General features: G+C 72.7%; 24 protein-coding genes. 6 read left to right on the forward strand and 18 right to left on the reverse strand.

What is annotated here, in order from left to right; translation table 11 throughout:
* Nucleotides 1-22: 22 nt before the first annotated feature.
* From ASD10_RS11975 to ASD10_RS11995, 5 genes are all read right to left on the reverse strand, one after another.
* Nucleotides 23-841 carry a LamG-like jellyroll fold domain-containing protein gene (locus ASD10_RS11975; protein ID WP_056608691.1) on the reverse strand — a complete coding sequence of 273 codons (819 nt, stop codon included), beginning with the start codon at nucleotides 839-841 and terminating at the stop codon, nucleotides 23-25.
* A gap of 181 nt (nucleotides 842-1,022) precedes the next feature.
* The gene (locus ASD10_RS11980; RefSeq protein ID WP_056608695.1) at nucleotides 1,023-2,066 is read right to left on the reverse strand and encodes a polysaccharide deacetylase family protein; all 1,044 of its coding nucleotides are present in this window, start codon (nucleotides 2,064-2,066) and stop codon (nucleotides 1,023-1,025) included.
* Nucleotides 2,066-3,343 carry a nucleotide sugar dehydrogenase gene (locus tag ASD10_RS11985; protein ID WP_056608698.1) on the reverse strand — a complete coding sequence of 426 codons (1,278 nt, stop codon included), beginning with the start codon at nucleotides 3,341-3,343 and terminating at the stop codon, nucleotides 2,066-2,068. Before ASD10_RS11985 ends, ASD10_RS11980 begins: the two co-directional genes overlap by 1 nt.
* Nucleotides 3,340-3,906 carry a WbqC family protein gene (locus ASD10_RS11990; RefSeq protein ID WP_056608701.1) on the reverse strand — a complete coding sequence of 189 codons (567 nt, stop codon included), beginning with the start codon at nucleotides 3,904-3,906 and terminating at the stop codon, nucleotides 3,340-3,342. The genes ASD10_RS11985 and ASD10_RS11990 overlap by 4 nt, the downstream gene beginning before the upstream one ends.
* On the reverse strand, nucleotides 3,903-4,628 hold the full coding sequence (locus ASD10_RS11995; protein WP_162248852.1) for a PIG-L deacetylase family protein: 726 nt from the start codon (nucleotides 4,626-4,628) through the stop codon (nucleotides 3,903-3,905). Before ASD10_RS11995 ends, ASD10_RS11990 begins: the two co-directional genes overlap by 4 nt.
* A gap of 164 nt (nucleotides 4,629-4,792) precedes the next feature.
* On the opposite strand from ASD10_RS11995, the gene ASD10_RS12000 reads away from it, so the two are divergent.
* Nucleotides 4,793-6,535 (forward strand): BTAD domain-containing putative transcriptional regulator, encoded by a 1,743-nt coding sequence (locus ASD10_RS12000; protein WP_157432566.1) that lies wholly within the window; start codon nucleotides 4,793-4,795, stop codon nucleotides 6,533-6,535.
* 7 nt (nucleotides 6,536-6,542) lie between these two features.
* Here ASD10_RS12000 and ASD10_RS12005 read toward each other — a convergent pair whose 3' ends face one another.
* The 10 genes from ASD10_RS12005 to ASD10_RS12050 form a co-directional block, all read right to left on the reverse strand.
* The gene (locus ASD10_RS12005) at nucleotides 6,543-8,354 is read right to left on the reverse strand and encodes a glycosyltransferase (protein ID WP_056608710.1); all 1,812 of its coding nucleotides are present in this window, start codon (nucleotides 8,352-8,354) and stop codon (nucleotides 6,543-6,545) included.
* Nucleotides 8,351-9,295 (reverse strand): hypothetical protein, encoded by a 945-nt coding sequence (locus tag ASD10_RS12010; RefSeq protein ID WP_200938262.1) that lies wholly within the window; start codon nucleotides 9,293-9,295, stop codon nucleotides 8,351-8,353. Before ASD10_RS12010 ends, ASD10_RS12005 begins: the two co-directional genes overlap by 4 nt.
* 11 nt (nucleotides 9,296-9,306) lie before the next feature.
* Nucleotides 9,307-10,374: a lysyl oxidase family protein gene (locus ASD10_RS12015; protein ID WP_056608713.1), complete on the reverse strand. Its 1,068-nt coding sequence runs from the start codon at nucleotides 10,372-10,374 to the stop codon at nucleotides 9,307-9,309.
* 9 nt (nucleotides 10,375-10,383) lie between these two features.
* Nucleotides 10,384-11,715, reverse strand: a complete 1,332-nt coding sequence (locus tag ASD10_RS12020; protein WP_056608716.1) for a glycosyltransferase — start codon at nucleotides 11,713-11,715, stop codon at nucleotides 10,384-10,386.
* Complete coding sequence (locus ASD10_RS12025; protein WP_056608718.1) at nucleotides 11,705-12,673, reverse strand: polysaccharide deacetylase family protein; 969 nt, start codon at nucleotides 12,671-12,673, stop codon at nucleotides 11,705-11,707. Before ASD10_RS12025 ends, ASD10_RS12020 begins: the two co-directional genes overlap by 11 nt.
* On the reverse strand, nucleotides 12,670-13,947 hold the full coding sequence (locus ASD10_RS12030; protein WP_056608721.1) for a nucleotide sugar dehydrogenase: 1,278 nt from the start codon (nucleotides 13,945-13,947) through the stop codon (nucleotides 12,670-12,672). The genes ASD10_RS12025 and ASD10_RS12030 overlap by 4 nt, the downstream gene beginning before the upstream one ends.
* On the reverse strand, nucleotides 13,944-14,663 hold the full coding sequence (locus ASD10_RS12035) for a WbqC family protein (RefSeq protein ID WP_056608724.1): 720 nt from the start codon (nucleotides 14,661-14,663) through the stop codon (nucleotides 13,944-13,946). Before ASD10_RS12035 ends, ASD10_RS12030 begins: the two co-directional genes overlap by 4 nt.
* A 187-nt stretch (nucleotides 14,664-14,850) precedes the next feature.
* Nucleotides 14,851-15,657: a LamG-like jellyroll fold domain-containing protein gene (locus tag ASD10_RS12040; protein WP_056608727.1), complete on the reverse strand. Its 807-nt coding sequence runs from the start codon at nucleotides 15,655-15,657 to the stop codon at nucleotides 14,851-14,853.
* A 209-nt stretch (nucleotides 15,658-15,866) separates the two neighbouring features.
* Nucleotides 15,867-16,349: a hypothetical protein gene (locus ASD10_RS12045; protein WP_157432567.1), complete on the reverse strand. Its 483-nt coding sequence runs from the start codon at nucleotides 16,347-16,349 to the stop codon at nucleotides 15,867-15,869.
* Nucleotides 16,346-16,891 carry a hypothetical protein gene (locus tag ASD10_RS12050; protein WP_157432568.1) on the reverse strand — a complete coding sequence of 182 codons (546 nt, stop codon included), beginning with the start codon at nucleotides 16,889-16,891 and terminating at the stop codon, nucleotides 16,346-16,348. Before ASD10_RS12050 ends, ASD10_RS12045 begins: the two co-directional genes overlap by 4 nt.
* 314 nt (nucleotides 16,892-17,205) lie before the next feature.
* On the opposite strand from ASD10_RS12050, the gene ASD10_RS12055 reads away from it, so the two are divergent.
* Together ASD10_RS12055 and ASD10_RS12060 are read left to right on the forward strand one after the other, a co-directional pair.
* Nucleotides 17,206-17,676, forward strand: a complete 471-nt coding sequence (locus tag ASD10_RS12055; protein ID WP_056608736.1) for a universal stress protein — start codon at nucleotides 17,206-17,208, stop codon at nucleotides 17,674-17,676.
* Nucleotides 17,677-17,780: 104 nt separating this feature from the next.
* Nucleotides 17,781-18,206, forward strand: coding sequence for a pyridoxamine 5'-phosphate oxidase family protein (locus ASD10_RS12060; RefSeq protein ID WP_056610232.1), 426 nt, complete (start codon nucleotides 17,781-17,783; stop codon nucleotides 18,204-18,206).
* Here the strand turns inward: ASD10_RS12060 and ASD10_RS12065 are convergent.
* Nucleotides 18,157-18,732 carry a hypothetical protein gene (locus ASD10_RS12065; protein ID WP_056608739.1) on the reverse strand — a complete coding sequence of 192 codons (576 nt, stop codon included), beginning with the start codon at nucleotides 18,730-18,732 and terminating at the stop codon, nucleotides 18,157-18,159. The genes ASD10_RS12060 and ASD10_RS12065 overlap by 50 nt on opposite strands.
* A 6-nt stretch (nucleotides 18,733-18,738) precedes the next feature.
* Nucleotides 18,739-19,587, reverse strand: a complete 849-nt coding sequence (locus ASD10_RS12070; RefSeq protein ID WP_056608741.1) for a universal stress protein — start codon at nucleotides 19,585-19,587, stop codon at nucleotides 18,739-18,741.
* A gap of 176 nt (nucleotides 19,588-19,763) precedes the next feature.
* Here ASD10_RS12070 and ASD10_RS12075 point away from each other — a divergent pair, with 176 nt between their 5' ends.
* Nucleotides 19,764-21,452, forward strand: a complete 1,689-nt coding sequence (locus ASD10_RS12075; protein WP_082556173.1) for a GAF domain-containing sensor histidine kinase — start codon at nucleotides 19,764-19,766, stop codon at nucleotides 21,450-21,452.
* Between the two features lie 6 nt (nucleotides 21,453-21,458).
* Here the strand turns inward: ASD10_RS12075 and ASD10_RS12080 are convergent, their stop codons facing one another.
* Entirely contained in the window at nucleotides 21,459-22,100 is a 642-nt protein-coding gene (locus ASD10_RS12080) for a response regulator transcription factor (RefSeq protein WP_056608747.1), read from the reverse strand.
* Between the two features lie 175 nt (nucleotides 22,101-22,275).
* Between ASD10_RS12080 and ASD10_RS12085 the strand changes: the two genes are divergently transcribed.
* Nucleotides 22,276-22,791, forward strand: a complete 516-nt coding sequence (locus ASD10_RS12085; protein WP_056608750.1) for a universal stress protein — start codon at nucleotides 22,276-22,278, stop codon at nucleotides 22,789-22,791.
* Entirely contained in the window at nucleotides 22,788-23,924 is a 1,137-nt protein-coding gene (locus tag ASD10_RS12090; protein WP_056608753.1) for a glutathione-independent formaldehyde dehydrogenase, read from the forward strand. The genes ASD10_RS12085 and ASD10_RS12090 overlap by 4 nt, the downstream gene beginning before the upstream one ends.
* Nucleotides 23,925-23,970 lie beyond the last annotated feature (46 nt).

Genomic DNA, 23,970 nt, shown 5'->3' on the forward strand with positions numbered 1-23,970 from the left:
GGCGGTGCTCAGCCGCTGCGTGTCAGCGCGCCGCCTGGTGCGCCGCGACGCGCGTGGCGGAGAGCTCGCGGTCGTAGAAGGCGACCGGTCCGATCGCGCCCTTGAAGTAGCTCGCGAGGTAGCCCGTGCCGAGGCGCAGCGGGGCGCTGCCGGCGACGGGCTTGATGCCGTAGTCGGCCAGCGAGTCGGTGTCCTTCAGCTTTCCGTCGCGGTACAGCTTGACGTAGCCCGAGGGGTACGCCGACGACCTGGCCGTGGAGTTGAAGACCACCGTGACGTGGATCCAGCGCCCGGTCGTGACGGACTCCTGCGAGTACGAGCCGGCGCCGAGGCCGCCCTTCGGGTTGAACGCGTAGGCACTGATGCGGTTGGGCCGGTTCTCGTCGTTGCTCCTGGAGTACATCCGGCCGTACCACTCGTGCCGGTTCGGATCTCCCTTTCCGAGGACGTACACATAGCCGCTGCCCTCCTCGTCGGCGAACTGCAAGGTGTCGGGTCGCATCAGGTACTCGACCGTCAGCACCCCCGTCGTCGCGATGCTGTACTTCGGGCTGGACGGGAACGAGACATGGTCGCCCTTCCCGTCCAGGACGACCCCGGTGTCGCCGTTGGGCAGTGTCGTCGTCGCAGCGTCGCCCTTGAGCGTCCCCGTCGTGCTCCCGGACACGAGGTCGCGCGTGCCGCTGAGGACCGCGGTGGGGTCGTCGGCCGCGACGGCCGCCGAGTACGCCGAGGTGTCGGCTGCCTGCGCCGCCTGGCCCGACGAGGCGACGAGGCCGGTGACGGCTGCCGCCGCGGCGGCGGCTCCGGCGATGGTGCTGATGGTGCGATGGGTTCTCACGATGTGGCTCCCTTTCCACGAGGTGACATGAACAGGGAAGCCTAGGAGCCGGATGCCGCCCGTCCCAGCCGGAGACGACTGCACGGCCGACTCGCGGCACGGGTCGCGACGTGAGTCGGCTCACGGCCCGCGCGGCACGACCGCACGAGAGCGCGTGACGTCCGTCACGTGGTGAGCGGTGTCAGGCCGTGTGACGGACGAGATGCGTCCGGCGGCGTCGCGAGACCACGCGGAACCCGAGGCTGGCGACCATCGACGCCACCACGAAGGCCCCGACGATCTGCGCCTGGCCGATGCCCAGACCGCCCACGGACACGGCGTAGTCGGCGCGCGCGGGGACCGACGGACTCGTCACGTCGGCGCGCGGCTCCCGCGGGGGCTGCTGCTGGGCCGGGGGCAGGTCGTGCGAGACGTCGTCGCGCGTCGAGGAGCTGGACGACGCACCGACGACCGCGGCGAAGGTCTCGACGCGCGTCGACGCCGGCCGTCGGGCCAGCCAGGCGACGAACGACGTCAGGTCCTGCTGCGAGATCGATCCCGGCCCGCAGCCGTCGCAGACGCGGCCCAGGACGATCGGCACCCACCCGCCGACGCTCTCGGCCTGCCGCACCCAGCGCTCGAGCGTCCGGGCGTCGAGGGGCGCCTCCCCCGTCGGCTTGACCGGCACCGCCCACCGGTCCCGGTCGAAGGGCAGGCGCGCCACGCAGTCGCACAGGGGGTCCTGCGGCGGACGGTCGGCGAGACCGTCGCCGGCGCGGGCGCTGGTGTACCCGCAACCGGCCACGACGCCCTGCAGGTCGGTGTCGCGGTAGCCGTACGGGTAGGCGAAGCTCGTGACCGTCGTCCCGAGGGCGAGCAGGTCGGCACGGTCCTGGCACACCTCACGGCGTCGGACCTCCCTCCCGGCCGTGGCGAGTCGCGCGTGCGTCAGGGTGTGTCCGCCGATCTCGTGCCCCTGGCGCACGAGCCGGGCGACCTGGCGACGGCTCAGGTAGTCGGGGTACGTCCACATGCCGCTGTTGACGAAGAAGGTCGCGCGCATCCCGTGCGCCGCCAGCAGGTCCCCGGCCGCCGACTGCCCCCGCCACCCGTCGTCGAACATCAGCGTCACGACGGTCTGCTCGCGGTCGGGGTGCGGCGCCGGCGCGGCTCCGGCGGCGACGGGCGCCAGGATCGTCGCCAGCGCGACGAGCACCGACGCCAGCGGCGGTCGCCAGGTGCTCATCACAGGCTCGCGACGGTCTCCGACGGCACCATGGCGTGCCGGCAGTCCAGGACCGACGGTGCCTCGGTGGCGATCCGCCCGTAGTCGAACTCCGGGTGGTCGGTCACGAGGATCACCAGGTCGACGTCGCCGAGCGCCTCGTACGCCTGCTCCGGGGTCAGCAGGGGCGTCATGGTCCAGCCGTGGGCGTGGGGGTCGCTGACCGACACGACGGCTCCGGCGGCCCGCAGCCGCTCGACGACCACGATCGCGGGTGACTTCCGCAGGTCGGCGGTGCCGGCCTTGTACGTCACGCCGAGGACGAGCACGCGCGATCCCGCGAGGGTTCCGCCGAGCAGGTCGGCGGCTCGGCCGGCGACGTACGACGGCATGCCGTCGTTGATCTCCTGCGCCAGCTCGCTCAGCCGCAACGGGGTGCCGAGCTCGGCCCGCACGAGCCACGAGAGGTAGACCGGGTCGACCGGGATGCAGTCACCACCCACGCCCGGGCCCGGCAGGTGCTTCAGGAAGCCGTGCGGCTTGGTCTCGGCGGCTGCGACGACCTCCCAGATGTCGACGCCCAGCTCGTGCGCGACCATCGCCATCTCGTTGACGAGGGCGATGTTGACCTGGCTGAAGACGTTCTCGAACACCTTGGTGAACTCGGCCACCGACGGGCTCGACACCGCGACCGTGCGATCGACGAGCCGGTCGTAGAACGCCGTCACGCGTGCCAGGGCCCGGGCGTCCGTGCCGGACACGATCTTCGGCGTCGTCTCGAAGGTGTGCACCCGGTTGCCCGGGTCGAGCCGCTCGGGCGAGCAGCCGAGGTCGTAGTCCGTACCCGGTCTGAAGCCCGACTCCTCCTCGATGACACCGGCCACGACGCGCTCGGTCGTCCCGGGGAAGCTCGTCGACTCCAGGATCACGAGCCCGCCCCGCTCGAGGCTCGCCCCGACCACGCGCGCCGCGGCCACGATGTGCGACAGGTCCGGCGCACCGTCGTTGAGGGGCGACGGCGCCGCCATCACGGCGACGTCGAACCGTGGCAGCACGCCCGAGCTCCGGTCCACGAGCCGGACGGCGAGCGAGCCGTTGCGCAGGCAGGCCTCGACCTGCTCGTCCGACACGTCCTCGACGTCGGAGCACCCCGCCATCACGAGCTCGATCTTGGTCATGTCGGAGTCGACCCCCAGCACCTGCACGCCGACCTCGGCGGCCCGGACGGCCAGGGTCAGCCCGACGTGGCCGAGCCCGACGACGAGCAGCCGGTCGCGTCCGGCGTCCGCCGTCGTCATGCCCGGATCTCCTCGTACAGCTCGTGCTCGGCCAGCACGAGGTCCATCGGGTCGTCGTGGTCCATGAGCAGCGTCAGGACGGAGTCTTCCGTGAACACGCGATGGCGCGACGGGACCGGCAGGGCGTCGCCGATGCGGTGCGGACGCCGTTCGCCGCGCCGGGCGACGCGGACGGGCGTCGAGATGCCCAGCAGCTCCCGCACCCCCGCCACGAGGCCCACGTTGAGCTCCCACAGCCGATCGGTCGCGATCGAGTCGATGACGTCGGTCACGAGCGGACCCATGGTCCTCCAGCGCGGCGCGCTGCGGTACCGACGGCGCACGATCTCCGCCAGCGCCCGCGGTGCCTCGACCGGATCGATCATGACGTCGTCGAGCGTCGCGCCCGGCCCGCACACCAGCACCGGCACGACCGCCCACGTGCCGCGCATCGCGACCCGGCAGTGGTGGCCGCCGGGCCTGAAGCGGCCGTCGACCTCCAGCTCGAACAGGTCCGACGTCGCCATCTCGTGCCAGAACGTGGAGCACGGCAGCAGGTCGGCCGGACGGCTCGCGACGATCATCGGACCGCGCCGCGTCGCAGCACGCTGCCGTCGGACCGGTGCTGCCGCACGGCCACGTCCGGCCCGCGGACGGTGCGCACGAGGGCGAACTGCTCGGCCCAGTGCAGCTGGCGCGCCGACCCGATGGCGTGGGCCGTCTGCTTGATGCCGTTGGCGGGGTGCGGACCGGCCACCTGCTGCGACATGTACGACCGCACGGCCTCGACCTTGAGGTCGATCGCGTCCTCGGCCAACGGCTCGAAGACGTTCCACTGCAGGTTGGTGGGGTAGAGGTCGACGTCGTAGGCCGCGACGTCGTAGACCAGGACGGTCGGCGGGAACCAGTGTCCCGGCGTCATCGAGAGCCGTGCGGCGCGCATGCCCGCCTCGTAGGTCGCGACGTGGTCCTGGTGCATCGACGGGTAGGGCAGGTACAGCTCGAGCGGGCGGCTGATGTTGAGCACGTCGTCGAGCAGCCCGACCAGACGGTGCATGTCGGTGCCCACGGCCCCGTCGACGAGGTCGAGGAAGTGCGTCTCGCGGTACCCGAGCACCTCCTGGGCGCGCTTGCACTCGAGCCGGCGGTCCTCGTCGGCCGCGGCCACCACGACGACGGCGGAGTGCTCGGGATACTTCGCGAGCACTCCCCCGCAGCCGAACGACTCGTCGTCGGCGTGGGGCGCCACCACGAGGCGGTCGACCCGGCGGCTGCCTGCGCGTCGGTCGTGTGCGTGATCTGTCATGGCGCTCCTCGACGTACGGGACGGCGGTCGCGACGCTGTGGCCGCGTCCATCGCCATTACGCCACGGGCGTGGAAAACAATCGTCAAAACAAGGGCTTCGGTCCCTGTGGGGGCGCTGTGGCGGGATCTACCGTGTGCTCACCCCGCCCGAGGGAGGCACCGTCGTGACCCGCATCGAGATCCGCCTGCTCGGTCGTCTGCGCGTCCGGCGCAGCGACGGCTCCGTCGTCGCGCCGCAGGCGTGGACCGCCGCCAAGACGACCGACCTGCTGCGCATGCTGGCGCTCGCCGCAGGCCAGCCGGTGCGCTCCGAGACGCTCGTGGAGCGGCTGTGGCCGCGGTCGTCGGCGTCGGCGGGACGCGCGAGCCTGCGGACCGCCACCTCGGCGATCCGCACGACGATCGGCAGCAACTGCGTCCGCACGCACCTCGGTGCCCTGACGCTGGTCGACTGCTGGGTCGACGCGCTCGAGCTGCTGACGATCGCCGACCTCGGGGCCCGCGCGTGGCGCACCGGTGACGCGGCCGGGGTCGTCCGCGGCTGCCTGCGCGCCGAGGCCCTCTACGTCGGCGACTTCCACGCCCACCTCGACGACCAGCCGTGGGCGTCGGAGGCGCGCACGGCCCTGGCGGTGCGGCGCCAGCAGCTGCTCTGCGACGCCGCGGAGAGCGCGCTCTCGCTGTTCTGGCTGCGCGACGCGATCGACCTCGCGACGACCGCGCTCGACACCGATCCGTCGTCGGAGCGGGCCCACCGCACGCTGATGAGTGCCTTCGCGGGCCTCGGTCGCACCGAGCAGGCGCTGCGACAGTTCGAGCGGTGCCGCGCGTCGCTGGCCGACGAGCTGGGTGCCGACCCGTCGGAGCAGACGCGGGCGCTGCACCTCGCGGTCCTGAACGGATCACCTCCGGTCCCGGCGCGCGTGCCGTTCGTCGGACGGGCCGCCGACGTCGCGGCCGTCGTCGAGCAGCTCGAGGAGACCCACCGGACGCCCGGCGGCGGGATCGTCTGCGTCGTCGGGGAGACCGGCTCCGGGCGGCACGCCCTGGTCGACGCCGCGCTGGAGACGGCCCGCGCCTCGACGGGCAACCTCGACGTGTGGGGACCGTTCGACGGACGGGGCGCCGATGCCGGCACGGTCGTCAAGCAACGGCTGTCGTCGCGGGACGCGGTGCTGCCCGGCACGATCGTCGTGCTGACGACACCCGCGGTCGTCGACCAGGTGACCGCGGCCGCCGAGGCCACGGGCCGGACGGTCCGCACGGTCCGGTGTCCACCGCTCGGCTGTCACGACGTCGAGGCGCTGGCCACGCGCGTGCTGCGGGGCTCACCGACCCCCGCGCTCCTCGGGGAGCTGACCCGCGAGTCCGGGTGCCTGGCGGGCACCGTCGTCTCGACCCTGCACGCCTGGCTCGCGAACGGTCGCGTGGTGGCCACCGAGGCGGGGCTCGACCTGTGGGACGACTCGGCGGTCGGTGAGCAGTCGGCGTCCGGCGCGGTCGCGTTCGGTCTCGTCATCGACCAGCTCTCCGACCACGAGCTGCAGGTCTGCGAGCTGCTGTCGATGGCCGCGGGACCCGTCGGCGTCGAGGAGGTCGTCCGGGCCATGGGCCACGACCGTCGCGTCGACGCCGCCACCCGGTCGACGCTCGCCGCGCTCGAGCGGCTCGTCGACCTCGGGGTGCTGGACGTGACGCCCGACGCGTCACGCTTCCGGTTCCGCGATCCCCGGACGCGCAGCGGTGTCGTGTCGTGGCTGCGCCCGGCCGACCGCACCCGCCTGCGGGGCCTGTGGACCGGGACCACCCCGGTCGACCACGCCGGACCGGTGCTGGGACGGCGCGCGGGTGACCGCGGGGGCGCCGACCGGCGCCAGCTGCGCCGGGGACGGAGGGCGACCGACTGAGGCCGCCTCAGTCGTGCACCGGCCTCGCCGCGAGACGGACGGCGGCCCGTGCCGTCGGCCAGATCTGCAGCAGCCACGACACGGGGGCCACGGCCGCCCCGGCGGCAGCCGACCAGCCGTAGGTGCGTGCGGCGGCGCGACCCGAGACCAGCGCCATCACGACGAAGGCGACGAAGGGCCAGACCGCCAGCACCGCCGGCAGGCCCGGCGGCACCGCGAGCCCCGGCGACCGGTCGAGCAGCGCGAGGAGGGCGACGGACGTCAGCGCGAGCGGCAGCGCCGTGAAGCCCAGGGGGCTCGTGACGAGCATCGCGGATCCGGCCAGCCCGGCCGGGACGCGGCGCGCGTCGCCGGACCCGCGCAGGCCCGCCCACGTCGTCAGCAGGCAGCCCGTGATCCAGCGGGTGCGCTCGTCGGCCCACTCCGACAGATCGGCCGGTGGCCGTGTCGTGGTCGTCGACGGGATCGTCGCGACCCGTCGCCGGGCCGCTCGGAGCCGGGTCGCGAGATCGGCGCCGGCGGACCGGTCGTCGGGGTCCCACGCACCCACGGCGCGCAGCTCGTGGGTGTCGAAGTGCTCCGAGGAACGGCCGAGCGGCGTCGGGATGCCCCAGGCGTCGGCGGTCGGGAGCACGTCACCGAACCATGCGGCGCGCTCGAGCGCGCTGACGCGGCCCGCCAAGGTGGTCGGTGCGTCGTGGACGGTCGTCGTCTGGACGCACGCCACGCGGTCGCGCGACTCCCCCGGTCCCCCGCGACGACGGCTCGTCATGAACGCGTCGACGGCTGCGGCGAGCTGCCCGCCGTCCGGGCTGTCACCCGACCGGTAGGCCACCACGAACGCGCCCCGCGCGAACGCCAGCCCGTAGTTGCAGGCGAAGGCGTCGGACGAGGCAGGACCTGCCGGCACCCGCAGGATCGTCATGTAGGCCGGCGGACGGCTCGACTTGAGCGCCGCGAGGACGTCCGGGGCGTCCTCGGCGACCAGGAGCAGGACCTCGAGCTTGGACAGGGGGTAGTCCTGGGCGTCGAGGTCGTCGACGAGCGTCAGCAGACCCGCGGTGGCCGCGCGGCACGGCACCAGCACCGAGTAGACGGGCAGGTCGCCGTCGCGTCGGCGCCTCGTGGCGCCGTCGTCACCCGTGGCGCGTGACGCCCGGGCCCTCGCGGTCCTCCAACCCAGGGCGAGCCGCAGCAGCGTGCCCGCGACCAGCAGCACCTCGACCACGACCAGAAGGCCGGCGAGGGTCCACCACGGAGCCCGGACGAGGCCCGTGGCGACGACGACCACCAGCAGGGCCGGGACGACCAGCCGTCGGACGAGGCGGTCCGCGCCCGACGGTCGCGGCGCGCCGACGAGGTCGACGGGCGGCTCGGGCGCGTCGAGCAGCTGCCTCCGCCGGACGTCGGCCACGCACTGGAACACGTCCCAGTCCGTCGCCGTGCGCAGCACGATCGTCGTGGCGCCGGTGGCCTGGCGCATGTTCAGCAGACGCTCGCCCGTCGGCGGCACCGAGGTCGCGACGACCGCGACGTCGTCCTCGAGGCTGCAGGGCACCCACCCGCGGGCGACGACCTCGTGGGGCTCGCCGGTCACGAGGGCCGGGTCGGGCGGATCGGCCAGCAGGTCGATGATCGGGGCACGCCACTGCGTCGCGAGCGCCGCGTACATGTCGCGCCGCGTGACCGCCCCCGCCAGGATCAGGTGCTGGCCGATCTGGCCGCCGACGGCCCGCTGCGCGGCCGCCGCGTCCGCCGCCTGCTCGAGCGTGATGACCCCGGCCCGCACGAGGGCCTGGCCGACCGGAAGCGTCCTCACGGCACGATCTCCCGCACCGACCCCCACTTGTAGGCCAGCCCGCCGTCCCCGATCCCGTCGCCGCGGAAGTAGACGCTCACGTTGGGCCGGCCGGACTCCGAGCCGGGCCGGGACGAGCCACCCCTGAGCTCCATCGACGGGTCGATGCCGGTGGCGCACGGCACGTCGCCGAACAGGTGCCCGTCGTCGGTCACCGAGTCGATCAGCCGCCAGTCGCCACCGCCGCGTCCGTCGGCACGATCGAGCCACAGCTGCAGGTGCACCCCGTCGGGGCGGTCGAACACGACGTACTTGACCCCGAGCCACGTGTTGCTCGGCATGCCGCCGGCGAAGATCTCACGGTTGGCGATCGCCTGGTTCTCCGGGTGCGCCGTCTCCTTCTCGAAGTCCGCGTGCCCGTCGAAGCGGAGCCGGGCGCCGTACCCGCGGGTGTCGCAGCGGTCGGCCGAGCCGTCCTCGGTCGTCAGGTGGTTGGCGCGGGCGACCGCGGTGAACCCCGAGTAGGCGATGCCCTGGTCGTCGATCCGCTTGACGTACATCGTGATCTCGACGTCGCGCCACTGCCGGCGCAGGTGCGGGTCGTGGACGTACATGCGCGGCGTCTGTCCGCTGACCAGCAGCTGCCCGTCCCCGGCCTCGTAGCTGCCCTCGCCGTGCGCGGCGTCGAACCACGGGTCGCGCGGGTCGACCCCGTCGAACGCCCGGGGCGCGTCCCAGCGCGACACCCAGTACGTCCCGTCGGGCCGCGTGGGCCTCAGGTGGTCGATGCCGAACTCGTCGCGGGTGGCCCGCGCCTGCTCAGCCGTGACCTGGTTGACCAGGCGGGCGGTCGGCTCGGTCCACGCGGGGCGTCGGGAGTCGCCCACCACCACCAGGGCGGTGACAGCGACGCACAGGCCGATCACGATCCGTCCCGCGCGTCCCAGGCGCGTATCGGGCACCCGGCACCGTCTCAGAGACCGTCGGTCGCGGAGAGCAGGGTGACCGCGTTGCCCGCGATGCGGATCTGCGCCGAGGCCGAGTTGTTGGTCTCGTTGCTCTCCTGCCAGAAGTTCTGCCAGTCGGCCGTGACCCGCACCAGGTAGGTCCCGTCGGGGATCCCGGTGACGTCGATGCCCTGGTCGGGCAGCGAGCTCGGGTAGGTGTCGCCCCACCCCGCCGAGAGCCCGTGCACGATGTGCGTCGCGGCGGGGAGCCCCTCCCCGCACGACCCCTCGTGCGTGTAGACGGGCGCCAGCGGGACGTCGGGGTGCTTGGGGCTGCCCGGCCAGTCGCGGTACGTCGTGTTGTCCTCGAAGCAGAACCCGTGCTTCTCGCCCTGCCGCAGGCGGGTCCCGGTCGCGTTGAACAGGTCGTACGAGTCGAAGTCGCGGATGTGCCAGTGGCTGTGCCCGTCACCCGCGTAGTAGAACGTCGCTCCGGTCGGCGGGAGCGTCGTGGTGCTGCCGTCGGTGCGGTGCACGACCTGACGGCCGACCCAGTCGGTCGACGTCGACGACGACCGGTCGCCCGTGATCTCCAGCGGTCCCTTGCCGATGTTGGCCGTGACGGCCGGGAACTTGAGCAGCTTGACGCCCCCGGCGTTGGTGATCGTGAACTGGCGCAGCGTGCGCACGCCCGTGTCGGGCAGCAGGGTCGTGCCCGTCGGCGTCCCCGTGCCGACCGTCACGGCCGTGCCGACGGTCGCCCGGGCGCGCAACCACGTCCGCGACTCGCCGTGGCCCGACAGCACGTAGCCGTTCGCGGGGATCGCCATGTTGCCGACGCCGTCGGCGACGGTCGTCACGACGCCGTTGACGACGGCGGCCTCGAAGCCGTACGCGTTGGTGCCGGTGCGCGCCCCGAAGGCCGGCGTGTACCGCACGAGGTAGCCGGACGACCGGCGCACGTCGGTGCCGCTCAGGGCGTGCGACTGCCCGCCGATCGTGACGGTCTCGCCGGCCGCCTGGGCGGCCGGGGCGGCGCTGAGCGCGCACGCGGCCAGCACGAGGGCGCCGAGGGCGATGCGGAGACGTCTCATGGTCCGTTCCTACTTTCCGGGGGTGAGGGCGACGGGAGGATCCGCGACCGCCTCGTCGGGACGCGGCGCGTCGGGTGCGGAGGGCTCCCGGGTGTGCCACGAGGTCGAGCGCAGCTTGGTCAGCGCCCAGTAGGCCGCCGGGCGCAGGATGACCAGGCCCAGCAGCGGGTAGACCGGCGACAGGGCGAACTGCACCCACCGGTCCTTGGTGGTGAAGCCGGGTCGGTAGATCGCGTAGATGGCCGACTGCGTCACCGAGCAGATGACCCACCAGGCGAGGCCGTGGTAGAACACCGGGTTGTCGTAGCGGACGGCCAGCGTGAGCAGCGCCGCCACGATGAACGGCCACGCGAGGCAGAACGCCAGCGGCATGACGTAGAACAGGATCACGAGCGGGCGCAGGTTGGTCAGCACGAAGCCGACCCCGAGCCACGCCGACTTCGACCACCTGAGCCGCTGGTGGAACGCCCCGGCCCACGTCGTGGGCAGCTGCGTGCTCGCGATCGCCTCGGTGACACCGACGACGTCGCCGCGCAGCAGCGCGTAGAACGACAGGCGACGGTCGTCGCCCGCGGTCCCGGACGTCAGGTAGTCGTCGAGGTTGTCGTAGACCACCGCCGACCGGTAGATCGCGAGCGCACCGGACGTCGGGCTCACGATGCCCATCCACGAGCGGGCCATGCGGTAGAGCAGGCACGACGTCACGACGTTGATGTCGGTGAGCCGGGACAGGAAGTTGGTGCGCCAGTTGCGCACCAGGATCATCCCGGTGGCGGCCTGCACCCGCTCGTCGCGCATCGACCGCAGCATGTGCTCGAGCGCGTCGTCGTCCAGCACCGAGTCGGAGTCGACCGTGAAGATGTAGTCGAACTCCTCAGGCGCGAACAGGTGCAGCACGTGGGCCTGGGCGTGCCGCTTGCCGGCGTTCGGCGTGCGGTGCCACGTCACGAGCGGGTCGTCGAACGTCTCGAGCGGCACGACCGAGCCGTCGTCGACGACGTGGATCGCATCGGGCAGGATGCTCTGCCGCAGCATCGACCGCACGACGTCGTGCAGCAGGTGCGACTCCTCGTTGTACGTCGGGATGATCGCGAGCACGCGGCCCGCGGCCGGTGGCAGGTGCGTGAAGCTCTTCCAGTAGATGCCCGAGACCATGAAGTAGACGATCAGCAGCGCCATGAGGCCGAAGAACGTCGACAGGAACACCGTGTCGGACGAGAAGCCCCACTGCACGTGCGACCACACGACGTAGGCCGTGAACAGGAGCACCGGGACGAGCGCGAGAGCACGGCGTGCCCCGCGCAGCGGACGGCTCCGGTCGACCAGGCGCTCAGTGGGCATGACGGCTCCCCCTCGACGCGAGCCGGAACGTCACGACGATCGTCATCGTGACGACGACGCACAGCAGCAGGATCTGCGCCTGCCCCACCCCGATGCCGAACAGCGTCCAGGCCGGTGCCTTCGACAGCGGCGGCGTGCTGATCGCGGCGGACGGATCGGGCACCAGACGCTCCAGGGGCGTGCCGTGGACCGGCTTCAGCGGCCCGCCCATGACCTCGTCGACGGTCCTGACGGTCGTCGTCGCGGGACGGGTGCCGAGCCACGTCACGAAGGCGTCGAGGTCCTCGGGCGTGATCGCGGTGGTCCCGGCCTCGGAGCAGTGGCAGACGCGCGTGAAGGTCAGCGGGAGCCACCCGCCCCCCGTCGCCTCGACCCGGGCGACCTGCTCCTCGAGCTCGGGTGCGGTGGCGAGGGTGCTGGTGCGGATGCGGAAGTCGTCCGTCGGCGGGAGCGTCTCCGCCGCGGGGCACGACGAGCAGTCCGTCTCGGACCTGAACAGGCCGGCGTACTCCCGCGCGCTGTTGTAGCCGCAGTCCTGGGCCGCGGCCTTGACGCGCGCCGTCCCGGCGCCGTACGGGTAGGCGAAGCTCGTGACCTGGAAGCCCAGCTGGGCCAGGGTGGTGCGGTCGTCGCAGATCTGGGCCCGCGCCTGACGCTCGCCCACGCGCGAGAGGTCGTTGCCGTACAGCGAGGCACCGCCGATCTCGTTGCCCGAGCGCGCGATGCCGCGCAGCGCCGCCAGGCTGAGGTGCGCGGGCGACTCGATGTAGCCCGAGTTGACGTAGAACGTCCCGGTCACGCGATGAGCCGAGAGGAGCTGTGCGGCCTGCTCCTGCGACGCGAAGGTGCCGTCGAACGTGATCGACACGACGGTCGGCGCCGTCACGGTCGTGGCGGCGCCCGCCGGCAGCGCCGTCGCGACGACGAACGCGAGCACGACCAGGGCGCCGAGCCTCACAACGCGACCACGTGCGGAGACGGCTCCATCGCGTGCCGGCAGTCGAGGACGAGCCGGGCCTTGAGCGCGATCTTCTCGTAGTCGAACTCGGCGTGGTGCGTCGCGATGACGACCAGGTCGAACGACTCGACCGCGCCGGGGAGCTCCTCGAGCTCGAGCGTGGAGGTCCGCGTCCACCCCTGCACGTGCGGGTCGCACGTCGTCACCGCCGCCCGCTCGCGCAGCAGCGCCTCGACGACGTCGACGGCGGGAGACTCCCGCAGGTCTCCGACGCCCGGCTTGTAGGCGAGCCCCAGCACCAGCACGCTCGCCCCCCGCAGCCCTCCCGGTCGGTCGCGCAGCACCTGCGACGCACGCCTGACGACGTAGTCGGGGCGGCTCGTGTTGATGTCGTCGGCCAGCTCGGCGAAGCGGAACCGTCGGCCGAGCGCCGTGCGGGTCTGCCAGGCCAGGTACATGGGGTCGATCGGCAGGCAGTGCCCTCCGACGCCCGGCCCCGGCACCCAGTACGCCATCGAGTGGCCCTTGGTCATCGCCGCGTCGAGCATCTCGTGGATGTCGATGCCCATGTCGTGGCAGATCTCGGACAGCTCGTTGACCAGCCCGATGTTGACGTAGGCCTGCGTGTTCTCGAAGACCTTGGCCATCTCGGCGATGCGCGGGCTCGAGACCGGGACGGTCCGCTCGACGATCGTGCCGTAGAAGCGGTCGATGACCAGCAGGCCCTCGGGCGTCGTGGCGGACACGAGCTTGGGGGTGTTCTCGAGCGTGTGCTGCGGGCTGCCGGGGTCGATCCTCTCGGGCGAGAAGCCCAGGTGGAAGTCGACGCCCGGACGCAGACCGGACGACTCCGTGAGCACCTCGGCCAGCAGGCCCTCGGTGGTGCCCGGGTACGTCGTCGACTCCAGCACGACGGCGGCGTCCCGGCGGAGCATCCGGCCGATCATCCGGCCGGCGGACGCGACGTACGACAGGTCGGGGACGTGCTGCGTCAGCGGTGTCGGGACCGCGATGACCGCGACGTCGAACGGCACCTCGACGTGCTCGTCGGCCCCGTCCGGGTCCCAGCCCAGGCGGGCCGTGAAGCGTCCGGACGCGGTCGCGGACCGGATGCGGTGGTCCGTCGCGTCCTCGATGTACGTGACCCCTGCGCACAGGAGCTCGATCTTGCGGGGGTCGAGGTCGATGCCGACGACCTCGTGGCCGACCTCGGCCGCCCGCAGCGCCAGCGGGAGGCCCACGTACCCGAGCCCCACCACGATCACGCGGCTCATGACCGGCCCGCCAGGACGGCGTCGCGCACTCCGACGCGCTCGCCGCGGTGCTCGTGCGGCTCGTCCTCGGTCAGGACGACCGACAGCGGGTCCTCGTGGTCGAACAGGACCGTCAGGATCGAGTCACCCGTCACGGGCCGGTGCCTCGACCACACGACGGGGATGCCCGCCTCGACGAACTCGGCGCAGTCGCCCATGTACGTCCGGGCCCCGGTCCCCGAGAGGTACTCCATCGGCCCGTCGAACGCCCTGATCACCGAGATGATCCCGGCCGACCCGCGCTCGTTCTCGCCGGCCGGACGGCTGAAGGTCAGCGGGGTCTCGATGCCGAGCAGGTCGCGGACCAGCAGGATCAGGCGGAAGTTGAGCTCCCACAGGACGTCGGTGCGAATCGACAGGATCTCGTCGCAGATGCGCGGGCCGTGGACGTCCCAGAACGCCGGCTTCCGGGCGCCGTGCGTGTAGCGCTTGACGATCTCGTCCGCGAGGTGACCCGTCGCGCCGGCCGCCAGTCGCTTGACGTTGATCGGGTCGGTCACGGGGCCCTTGACGAGCGGGACCGTGACCCAGCCGCCCCGCATCGTCACGCGGCGCTGGTAGCCCTTGTGCACGTACTGGTCCCAGATCTTGAGGTCGAACAGATCGGCCTTGGCCATCTTGTGCCAGAAGCCCGAGTACGGGAGCAGGTCGGGCTGGTGGGCGGAGTAGACCGTCACGACGGCACCGCCGATCCACGTCCACGACGGACGACGCCCCGCTCGGTCCCGGCTCCGTGGGTGTCCCTGATGCGATCCATTGCCGCTTCCCTTCGACGACCTGACGGTGATGGGCACCAGTAAGGCACGGCGTCAGAAAACAATCGTCAAAGCGGCGCGGCCCTCCGATCGGGCCGGGAGCGCGGGGTCAGCGGGCGCGCTCGTGGGCCCTGATGCGCGCAGCCGGGAGCTCCCTGTCGTAGAACGCTACCGGGCCGACGGCACCCTTGAAGTAGCTCTGGAGGTACCCCGTGCCGATGCGCAGCGGCGCCGACCCGCGGGTCGGCCTGATGCGGTAGTCGGCGAGCGAGTCGGTGTCGCGCAGGACGCCGTTGCGGTAGATCTTGACGTAGCCGGACGGGTACCGCGACGACGTCGCGCGGGCGTTGAACACCAGCGTCATGTGGATCCACCGTCGCGGGACGACCTTGGTCTGGACGTAGGAGCCCGCGCCGAGTCCGCCGCGGGCGTTGAACGCGTACCCGCTGAGCCGGTTGGGCCGGTTCTCGTCGTTGCGCCGGGAGTACATGCGGGCGTACCACTCGTGCTGTCCGGGACTGCCCTTCCCGAGCACGTAGACGTAGCCGCTGCCCTCGTCGTCCGCGAACTGGAGCGTGTCGGGCCGGATCAGGTAGTCGACCGTCAGCACGCCCTTCGTGGCGATGCTGAACCTGCGCGACGACCTGAACGACACGTGGTCCCCCGCACCGTCGAGCACGACGGCACGGTCGCCGTTGCGCATCCGCGTCAGACGGGCGTCGCCGTGCAGCGTGCCCGACCGCCTGCCGGTGACCAGGTCGCGGTCGCCGGCGACGAGTGCCGTCGGGCGGTCGGCCAGCAGGGCGCGGGTGTAGGCCGAGGGCCTGGCCGCGTCGGCCGGTGCCGTCGCCAGCACCCCCGCGCCGACGATCAGCGTCGCTGCGGCCGACAGTCGGACGGCGTGACGGAACTTCACGGTGGTCTCCCTCCACGTGGTGTGTGGTGAGAGCGTAAAAGAATCGTGAAAGCGCCGCTGACACGTCGAGGCCGGCTGAGCGTGGAGGGGCGCGCTCCGTGCCGGTGAGGTGGGTCACACCCTCCGCGGAAGATCGCCGCTCAGGACTGTGATGCGTGTCACGCATTCGTGCAAAATCCCCGCGGTTGCAGGGGCCGGAGGTGAAGGCCTCAGCGCGAGTGCTGCGAGGGCACCACCGCGACCACCGGCCACGGGTGCCGCGGGGTCGTGGTACCCACCGCGCGACGCGCCAGCGGCAGCAGGTGACGGTGCGTCTCCACGAGCTCGGCGGCGATGACGACGCAGGCGGCGCGGCCCATGGCCGTCGCGATCTCGCCGACCTCGTCGTCCGGCACGACCCGCACCGAGGCGACGATGCCGTCCAGGTCGCGACTCCACCACACGACGTCGCGCCAGAGCGCCGACGACGCGACCGTGCGACGCAGCTCCGAGGAGCCCGCCAGCAGCTGGACGACGACCAGCTCGCCCGTGCGCCGGGCAGCCTCCTCGATCGCCCGGCGCACCACGGCGTCCTGCGAGCCCCTCGTGCCCTCCGGTCCGACGACCGCCACGACGTGGTCGTCGCGGTCGGGCCGACCGTCGCGCTCGGCGCGCACCACGACGGGCCGGCCGGCAGCTCGTCGACCGGTCATGCCGGCTGCCCCGCCCGGTCGTGGGCGCGAGGCACCACGGCCACCGGCGCGGCCGAACGTCGCAGGAGCCGCGAGACCACCGCCCGCGACGCCGGCCGGTGATGGTCGGCGAGCGGCTGTCCCACGACCAGCACCGACGCGTGGACGCTCGCGGCCAGGCAGGCGTGCACCGGGTGGTCCGGCTCGACGTCGGTGTGCACCGTGACATGGGGGAACCGGCACCGCCACCGGTCGACGGCCTGCTCGAGCAGGTAGCCCCGCTGCGAGCTCGTGGCGTGGTCGCCGCCGACTCCGGCCGCGTGCACGACGTGCAGGGGCTCTGCGCGCAGGACGGCGGCGTGCATCGCGAAGGCCAGCTGACCGTCGACCTGGTGGCCGGCGTCCAGCGCCACCACGACGGACGCCAGCCGCGACTCGTCCAGCAGCACCTGCGTCGCGTCGCCCCTGACCGTCGCGTGCTCGACGACCAGGCCGCGGTGCGGAGCGGCGACGGCGGTGACGTCGTCGAACAGCGGCGGCGACGTCACAGGATCGTCCGTCACGTGCACGACCCTCAGTGCGCTGCGTCGTCGCGCGGCCTCCTCGGCAGCGAACGCGGCCACCTGCAGGTGTTGTCCGTACCTGACACCCAGCACCACGGGGAGCCCGTCCATCGCGCCCACCTCCTTCGTCCTCGCCAGCGTCGGCGATGCCCGCCGATGCGGGCACGAGCCAAGGGCCCGGGCACCGGGGACCTTCGGCACCCGCCGACGCCTGCCCAGAGTCCAACGTCCCGACCCCGAGGGCGGGCCTTCCCTCCCGGGGTGCCCGCCGGCCGCCGACGCTGGGGCAGATCGGGGCACGAACGGAGACACGCATGGCGAGGAGGACGTCCTCGATCGTCGTCAGCATCGACGGCGGGTACGCGTCGACAGCCGCGCTCGAGCTCGCCCTGCACGAGGCCGAGCTGCGCGGCACCCACGTCCGCGCCCTGGTGTGCTGGCCGCCCGAGGCGCGGCACGACGACGGCGAGGTGCTGCTGTGCAACACGCACGCCCAGGCCGCCGACCTCCTCGACGTCGTCGTGGAGACCGTGCGCCGGCGCCACCCCGACACCGTCCCCGTCGTCGGCCAGGTCCTCCACGCGCCCGCGTCGGCCGCCCTGGTGGAGGCCTCCGCCGACGCCGACCTGCTCGTGCTGGGGTCCACGGCCGGCACGCCGACGGTGCAGCACCACTCCCGCAGGATCCTGATGCACTGCCTCGACCTCGCGATCTCGCCCGTCGTGGTCGTGCCGTGGACGTTCGACGCGCTCGCCGCCCGCACCGGTGGACCTTCGTCCCGCTGACGAGGGCTCAACGGCCGTGTGGCCCCCCGGCGTGGGCGGCGACCATGGTGCTGCGGACCCGCACGGGCACGCGTCCCGTCAGCCGCTCCACCGAGAGGCGCACCATGCCCACCCACGACCACGAGCACCGCACCACGATCCGCGAGATCGCGCACCAGGAGTGCCTCGAGCTGCTGACCACCACGACCGTCGGCCGCGTCGCGTTCGTCGGACCGGACGGCGTCGAGCTCGTGCCGGTGAACTTCGCCCTGATCGGCGGTGTCGTCTACTTCCGCACGCTCCCCGACGGGTTCCTCGCCCAGCTGGCGCGCCGCACCCGGGTCGCCTTCGGGGTCGACCACCACGACGACACCTACCGGGACGGGTGGAACGTCACGGTCAAGGGCACCGCCTCGCAGGTCGAGGACCGCGCCACGATCAACCTCGTGCTCGGGCACGGCCGCCTCCGCCCGTGGGCCGGCGGGGTCCGCCCGATGGTCGTCAGGGTCGAGATCGACTCGATCGCCGGACGCCGCGTCTCAGGTCACTGACGACCAGCTCGCGGGCGATGTGCTCGGTCCAGGCGTCGACGACCCGCCAGTCGCGACGGTCGCCCGACACCGCCCGCGCGACCGTGGCGACGAGCCGCCCGGCGACCGACCGCCGCGGCTGCCCGAGCGCGCCGCCGAAGACCATGTGGCCGCAGGCCTCGCCGCGACGGGCCATCGCATCGGCCGAGACGACCTGCTCGTTCTCGCACTCGACCTCCGACACCGGCCCGGTGCTGAACAGCCACAACCGGGCGGGCGGGTCCTGGCGCACGTACTCCAGTGCCTTCGCGGCCGGACGCATCCAGTGACCGTCGAGCACGGTGCTGCCGAGGACGACGGCATCGGCGCCGTCGAGCACGCGGAGGTCGGCGAGCCCGACCCGCTCGACCCGCTCGGTCCCGGGGAGCAGGACGTGGAGGTGATCGGCGACCCGGTCCGCGATGTCGCCGGCGGTGCCCCCGGAGCAGCTCGCGGCAGCCACCAGCACGCGCCGCACGACGACGGGGCACGCCTGCTCCTCACGCACGGCCGGTCACCGGCCGTCGTAGTCGGCCGGGACGACCGCCACGGGGCACTGGGCGACGGCCAGCACCCGCGAGGCCAGCGGCCGGGACACCCCGAGGCGCAGCGTGTGGTGAGGACGACCCACGACGACGAGCTCGGCCGCGCGGGTCGCGCGAGCCACCGCGGTCGCGGGGTCGTCGTGCACCGCGCCCTCGAGCACCATCACGTCGGGGCGTCTCGTCCGCCACGCCGCGACCGCCGCGGAGACATCGGCGCGCGCGGCCTCGGCGTCGCTGGCGAGCGTCCCGGGCGGCGTCGCGTGCAGCACGTGGAGCAGGCAGTCGCGCGCGCCGGCCTCCTCGAACGCCAGCCGCAGGGGGCCGGCCGCCGACGTCTCCCCGTCGAGCGCGACGACGACCTCGCCGTCCGGCCCGGTGGGGAACTCGAGCTCCGGCACGACCACGACGGGGCACGGCGCACGCATCGCCAACCGCCCCGCGACCCTGGTGCGCAGGATCCGCTCGTACCACGGCACGTCGTCGGCGCCGACCACCACGAGGCGCGCCCCGCGCGCCTCGCGGTCGAGCGCGTCGATGGGCGCCTGCTCGGTCAGGACGAACTCGGTGTCGAGCCCGGGGTGGGTCTGGTCGAGCGCGCGACGCGCGTCCGCCAGCACCTCCCTGCCCGCGGCGACCTCCCGGTCGAGCATCGCCCTCTCGGCGCCGAGGTAGAACTCGGCGGACTGCGCACCGGTGCCCACCGCGTGCACGACCCGCAGCCCCGCCCCGGTCGAGCGGGCCTCGTCGGCGGCGAACGCGACGGCGCTGGGCTGCTTGTCGGCGATCGCGACGACGACGGGTCTCGGCCTGGTGCTCATGTGCCCTCCTGGATGCTCACGGTCCAGCATCCGTCCGGACCGTCGCCGGCCTCCACGGACTCGCGACCACGGCTCGAGGGACGAAGGTCCGCAGACGACCCCCTCGAGATGGCCGGCTGGCCCTCGGCCGCGCGTAGTCTGACGCTCGACAGCACCTTCGGACCCCTGGGAGCGACATGAGCCATGACCAGTCCGAGATGGGCGGGCCGACCCTCGAGTTCGAGGCGCTCCTGCGTCACTTCGTCGAGCGCGCCGAGACGCTGATGGGCTCGCAGGCCCGCATGCGCGACCTGATCAGGGTCAACAACGACCTGACGAGCAACCTCGACCTGCCCACCGTGCTGCGCCGCATCGTCGAGATCGGCCTCGAGCTGATCCAGGCGCGGTACGGCGCCATGGGGGTGATCGGCGACGAGCGGCGGCTCGAGCAGTTCATCCACGTCGGGATGGACGACGAGACCGTCTCGCAGATCGCCCACCTGCCCGAGGGGCGCGGACTCCTCGGGGCGCTGATCGACGACCCGCGCCCGGTCCGCCTCGCGTCCATCGCGGCCGACGACCGGTCGAGCGGCTTCCCCGCACACCACCCGCCGATGGAGAGCTTCATCGGCGTGCCCATCCGCGTCCGCGACCGCGTCTTCGGCAACCTCTACCTGACCGACAGCCGCAACGGCCGCTTCTCCGCCGACGACGAGGAGCTCGCCCAGGCCCTCGCGGGCACCGCCGGCATCGCGATCGAGAACGCGCGGCTGTTCGAGGACTCGGAGTACCGCGCGCGCTGGTCGACCGCGCTCGTCGAGGTCTCACGCCGCCTGATGTCCGCCGACGAGGGGGACGAGCTCGACGTGCTGGTCGAGCGCCTGCGTCACCTCGCCCAGGCCGACCTGGTGAGCGTGGCCCTGGTTCCTGCCGACGACGAGGGCACGATCGTCGTCGACCGCGCCGTCGGCCTGGGGGCCGACTCGCTCGTGAAGATGTCGTTCCCGGTCGGCGACACCGTCGCCGCCGAGCCGCTGCGGACCGGCGAGGCGGCGATCATCACGTCCCTGGCCGACCACGCGTCCCACGGCTTCGAGGAGCAGTCGATGCTGGGCAACGCCATGATCATCCCGTTCACCACCGGCGCCCGGACCATCGGCATCCTCTGCGTGGCGCGCGCCCAGGACCGCCCGCCGTTCGCGCCTCGGGACGTCGACATGGGCGTGTCGTTCGCGGGCCACGTCAGCCTCGCGCTCGACCGCACCGAGGTGAGGGTGACCCGCCGCCGCATGGCCCTGCTCGAGGACCGGTCGCGCATCGCCCGCGACCTGCACGACCACGTCATCCAGAGACTCTTCGCCACGGGCCTCAACCTGCAGGCCACGGCCGTGGGCGCCGATCCCGAGACCGCCGCGAAGATCATGGCCCAGATCGGCGAGATCGATGCCGCGATCACGCAGATCCGGCAGAGCATCTTCGCGATCCGCCGCGACCCGGACACGACGTCGTCGAGCCTGCGCGCACGGATCCTCGAGATCGTCGACCGCTCCGACGGGCAGCTGCCTCACCGCCCGCGCGTCACGTTCCTCGGCCCCGTCGACCTGCTCGCCGACGCGGGACTGACCGACGACGTGTCGGCAGCGCTGACCGAGGCGCTCGCCAACACGGTGCGTCACGCCAGGGCGACACGCGTCGACATCACGGTCTCGGCGGTGGCCGGGCAGGTCACGATCGAGGTCGTCGACGACGGGATCGGCATCGGCGACGTCGACGCGCTCAGCGGGCTCGCGAACCTGCGCGACCGCGCGGCGGCGCGGGGCGGCACGTTCGAGGCCCTGCCGGCCGCATCCGGCGGCACGCGGGTCTCGTGGTCCGTGCCCGTGTGACGGGCCTCAGGGGCTGTCCAGCAGACGACTGGCGAGCACGGCCGCTTGGGTGCGACGCTCCAGGCCCAGCTTGGCCAGCACGTTCGACATGTAGTTCTTGACCGTCTTCTCCGCCAGGAACAGACGGTCGCCGATCTGCCGGTTGGTCAGGCCCTCGGCGACCAGCTCGAGGATCCTCCGCTCCTGGGCCGTCAGAGACCGCAGCTCGTCCGGCTCGCCCGGCTCGCCCTCGCGGAGCCTCTCCATGACCTTGGCCGTCACGCTCGGATCGAGCAGGGATCCGCCCGCGGCCACGTGGCGGACGGCGGCGACGAGGTCCTGCCCCGTGACCTGCTTGAGGACGTACCCGGCCGCTCCGGCCATGATCGACGCGAACAGGGCCTCGTCGTCGTCGAACGACGTCAGGATGATCGCCTTGGTGGCGGGGTGGGTCGAGCGGATCTGCCGGCACACCTCGATGCCGCTCCCGTCCGGCAGGCGCGCGTCGAGGATCGCGACGTCGGGTCTCAGCGCGGGGACCCGCGCCAGTGCCGCGGCCGCGGTGCCGACGTCGCCGACCACCTCGATGTCCCCGCTGCTCTCGAGCAGGTGCTTCAACCCGGCCCGCACGACCTCGTGGTCGTCGAGAAGGAACACGCGTACCGTCATCGATCCTCCTTGGACGGCGTCGCGGGGGTCGACGCCGGCAGAGCGTTCATCCTGAGGTCCCTCCGGCCGGTGCAGAAGGGTCGAAGGTCCCTTGCCGACGGGGAGACCGACCCTCCTCCACGGCCACTCCCTCGCCCACGCTCGGGGCAGGGGCCGACGACCACGGAGGCGACCGATGACGGCACTGGCACGCGTCGTGGTGGGCGTCGACGGCAGCGAGTCGTCGGCCGACGCCCTCGAGCTGGCCCTGCGCGAGGCGCACCTGCGGGAGACCCACGTCCTCGCCGTGACGTGCTGGCCCCTGGCCGTCCACCACGACGGTTCCCTCACGACGCTCTGCGCGACGCGCGGGCAGGCGATCGAGCTGCTGGAGGACGTCATCGTGACGGTCCGGCTCCGGCACCGACACCCGGCCCTCGTCCTGCGCCAGGTCGACGACGACGAGCCGGGCAGGGCCCTGGTGAAGGCCTCGCGAGGAGCCGAGCTCGTGGTGCTGGGCGCGTCGCGCCGCGACGGACCGACCGTCCGCCACTGCCTGGTGCATGCCGAGGCGCCCGTCGTCGTGGTCCCCCGGGCCGCCGGCACGGACCGTGCTCCCGAGGTTCCGGACGTCCGGGGTCGTGTGCGTCCGCCGGGGCTGGGTACTCCTCCGTGGTCCAGGGGCGAGAGACGATCAAAGGAGCAGCCATGAAGGCGCTGGTGTACCGCGGACCGCACGACGTCCGTGTCGAGGACGTCGACGACGCGACGATCGAGGACCCGACCGATGCGATCATCCGCATCACGACGACCAACATCTGCGGGTCAGACCTGCACATGTACGAGGGCCGCACGGCGGTCGAGGAGGGCACGGTGCTCGGGCACGAGAACACCGGTGTCATCGAGGAGGTCGGCAGCGCGGTCGGCCGCTTCAAGGCCGGTGACCGGGTGTCCGTGCCGTTCAACATCGGCTGCGGCACCTGCAAGAACTGCCAGACGGGCTGGAGCTCGTTCTGCACCCGCATGAACCCGATCGAGGGCATGGACGGTGCGGCCTACGGCTACGCCAACATGGGCCCCTACCGCGGCGGGCAGGCCGAGTACCTGCGCGTCCCGCTCGCCGACTTCAACCTGCTCGCGCTGCCGCAGGGCACCGAGCACGAGAACGACTTCACGATGCTGTCGGACGTGTTCCCGACCGGGTGGCACGGCGTCGAGCTGTCGGGCATGAAGGCCGGCGAGACCGTCGCGGTGTTCGGCGGTGGGCCCGTCGGACTGATGGCCGCGCACGCCGCGATGATCAAGGGCGCCAGCCAGGTGTTCGTCGTCGACCAGCAGGCCGACCGGCTGAGGCTCGCCGAGCAGATCGGCGCGACGCCGATCGACTTCAGCGCCGGTGACCCGGCCGACCAGATCATCGAGGCGACGCACGGCGCCGGCACCGACCGTGGCGTCGAGGCCGTGGGCTACCAGGCGCACGACCACCAGGGCGACGAGCACCCCGAGCTCGTGCTGGACAACCTGGTCAAGACCGTCCGCACGACCGGCGGCATCGGCGTCGTGGGCGTGTACGTGCCGGAGGACCCGGACGCCGCCGACGAGGGCGCCAAGGAGGGTCGCATCGGCTTCGACTACGGCACCTTCTTCACGAAGGGCCAGAGCATGGGCACGGGCCAGGCGCCGGTCAAGCGCTACAACCGTGAGCTGCGCGACCTGATCGTCGCCGGGCGCGCGACGCCGGGCTGGATCGTGTCGCACGAGCTCTCGCTCGGCGAGGCCGCCGACGGGTACGACCACTTCGACAAGCGCGAGGACGGCTGGACCAAGGTGCTGCTCCACCCGTGATCACCGGGTGGCGCAGGACGGTCGGACCGCACAGGTGCGGCCGGCC

Origin of the sequence: Aeromicrobium sp. Root472D3, from assembly GCF_001426485.1 — a bacterium.
Classification (GTDB): Bacteria; Actinomycetota; Actinomycetes; order Propionibacteriales; family Nocardioidaceae; genus Aeromicrobium.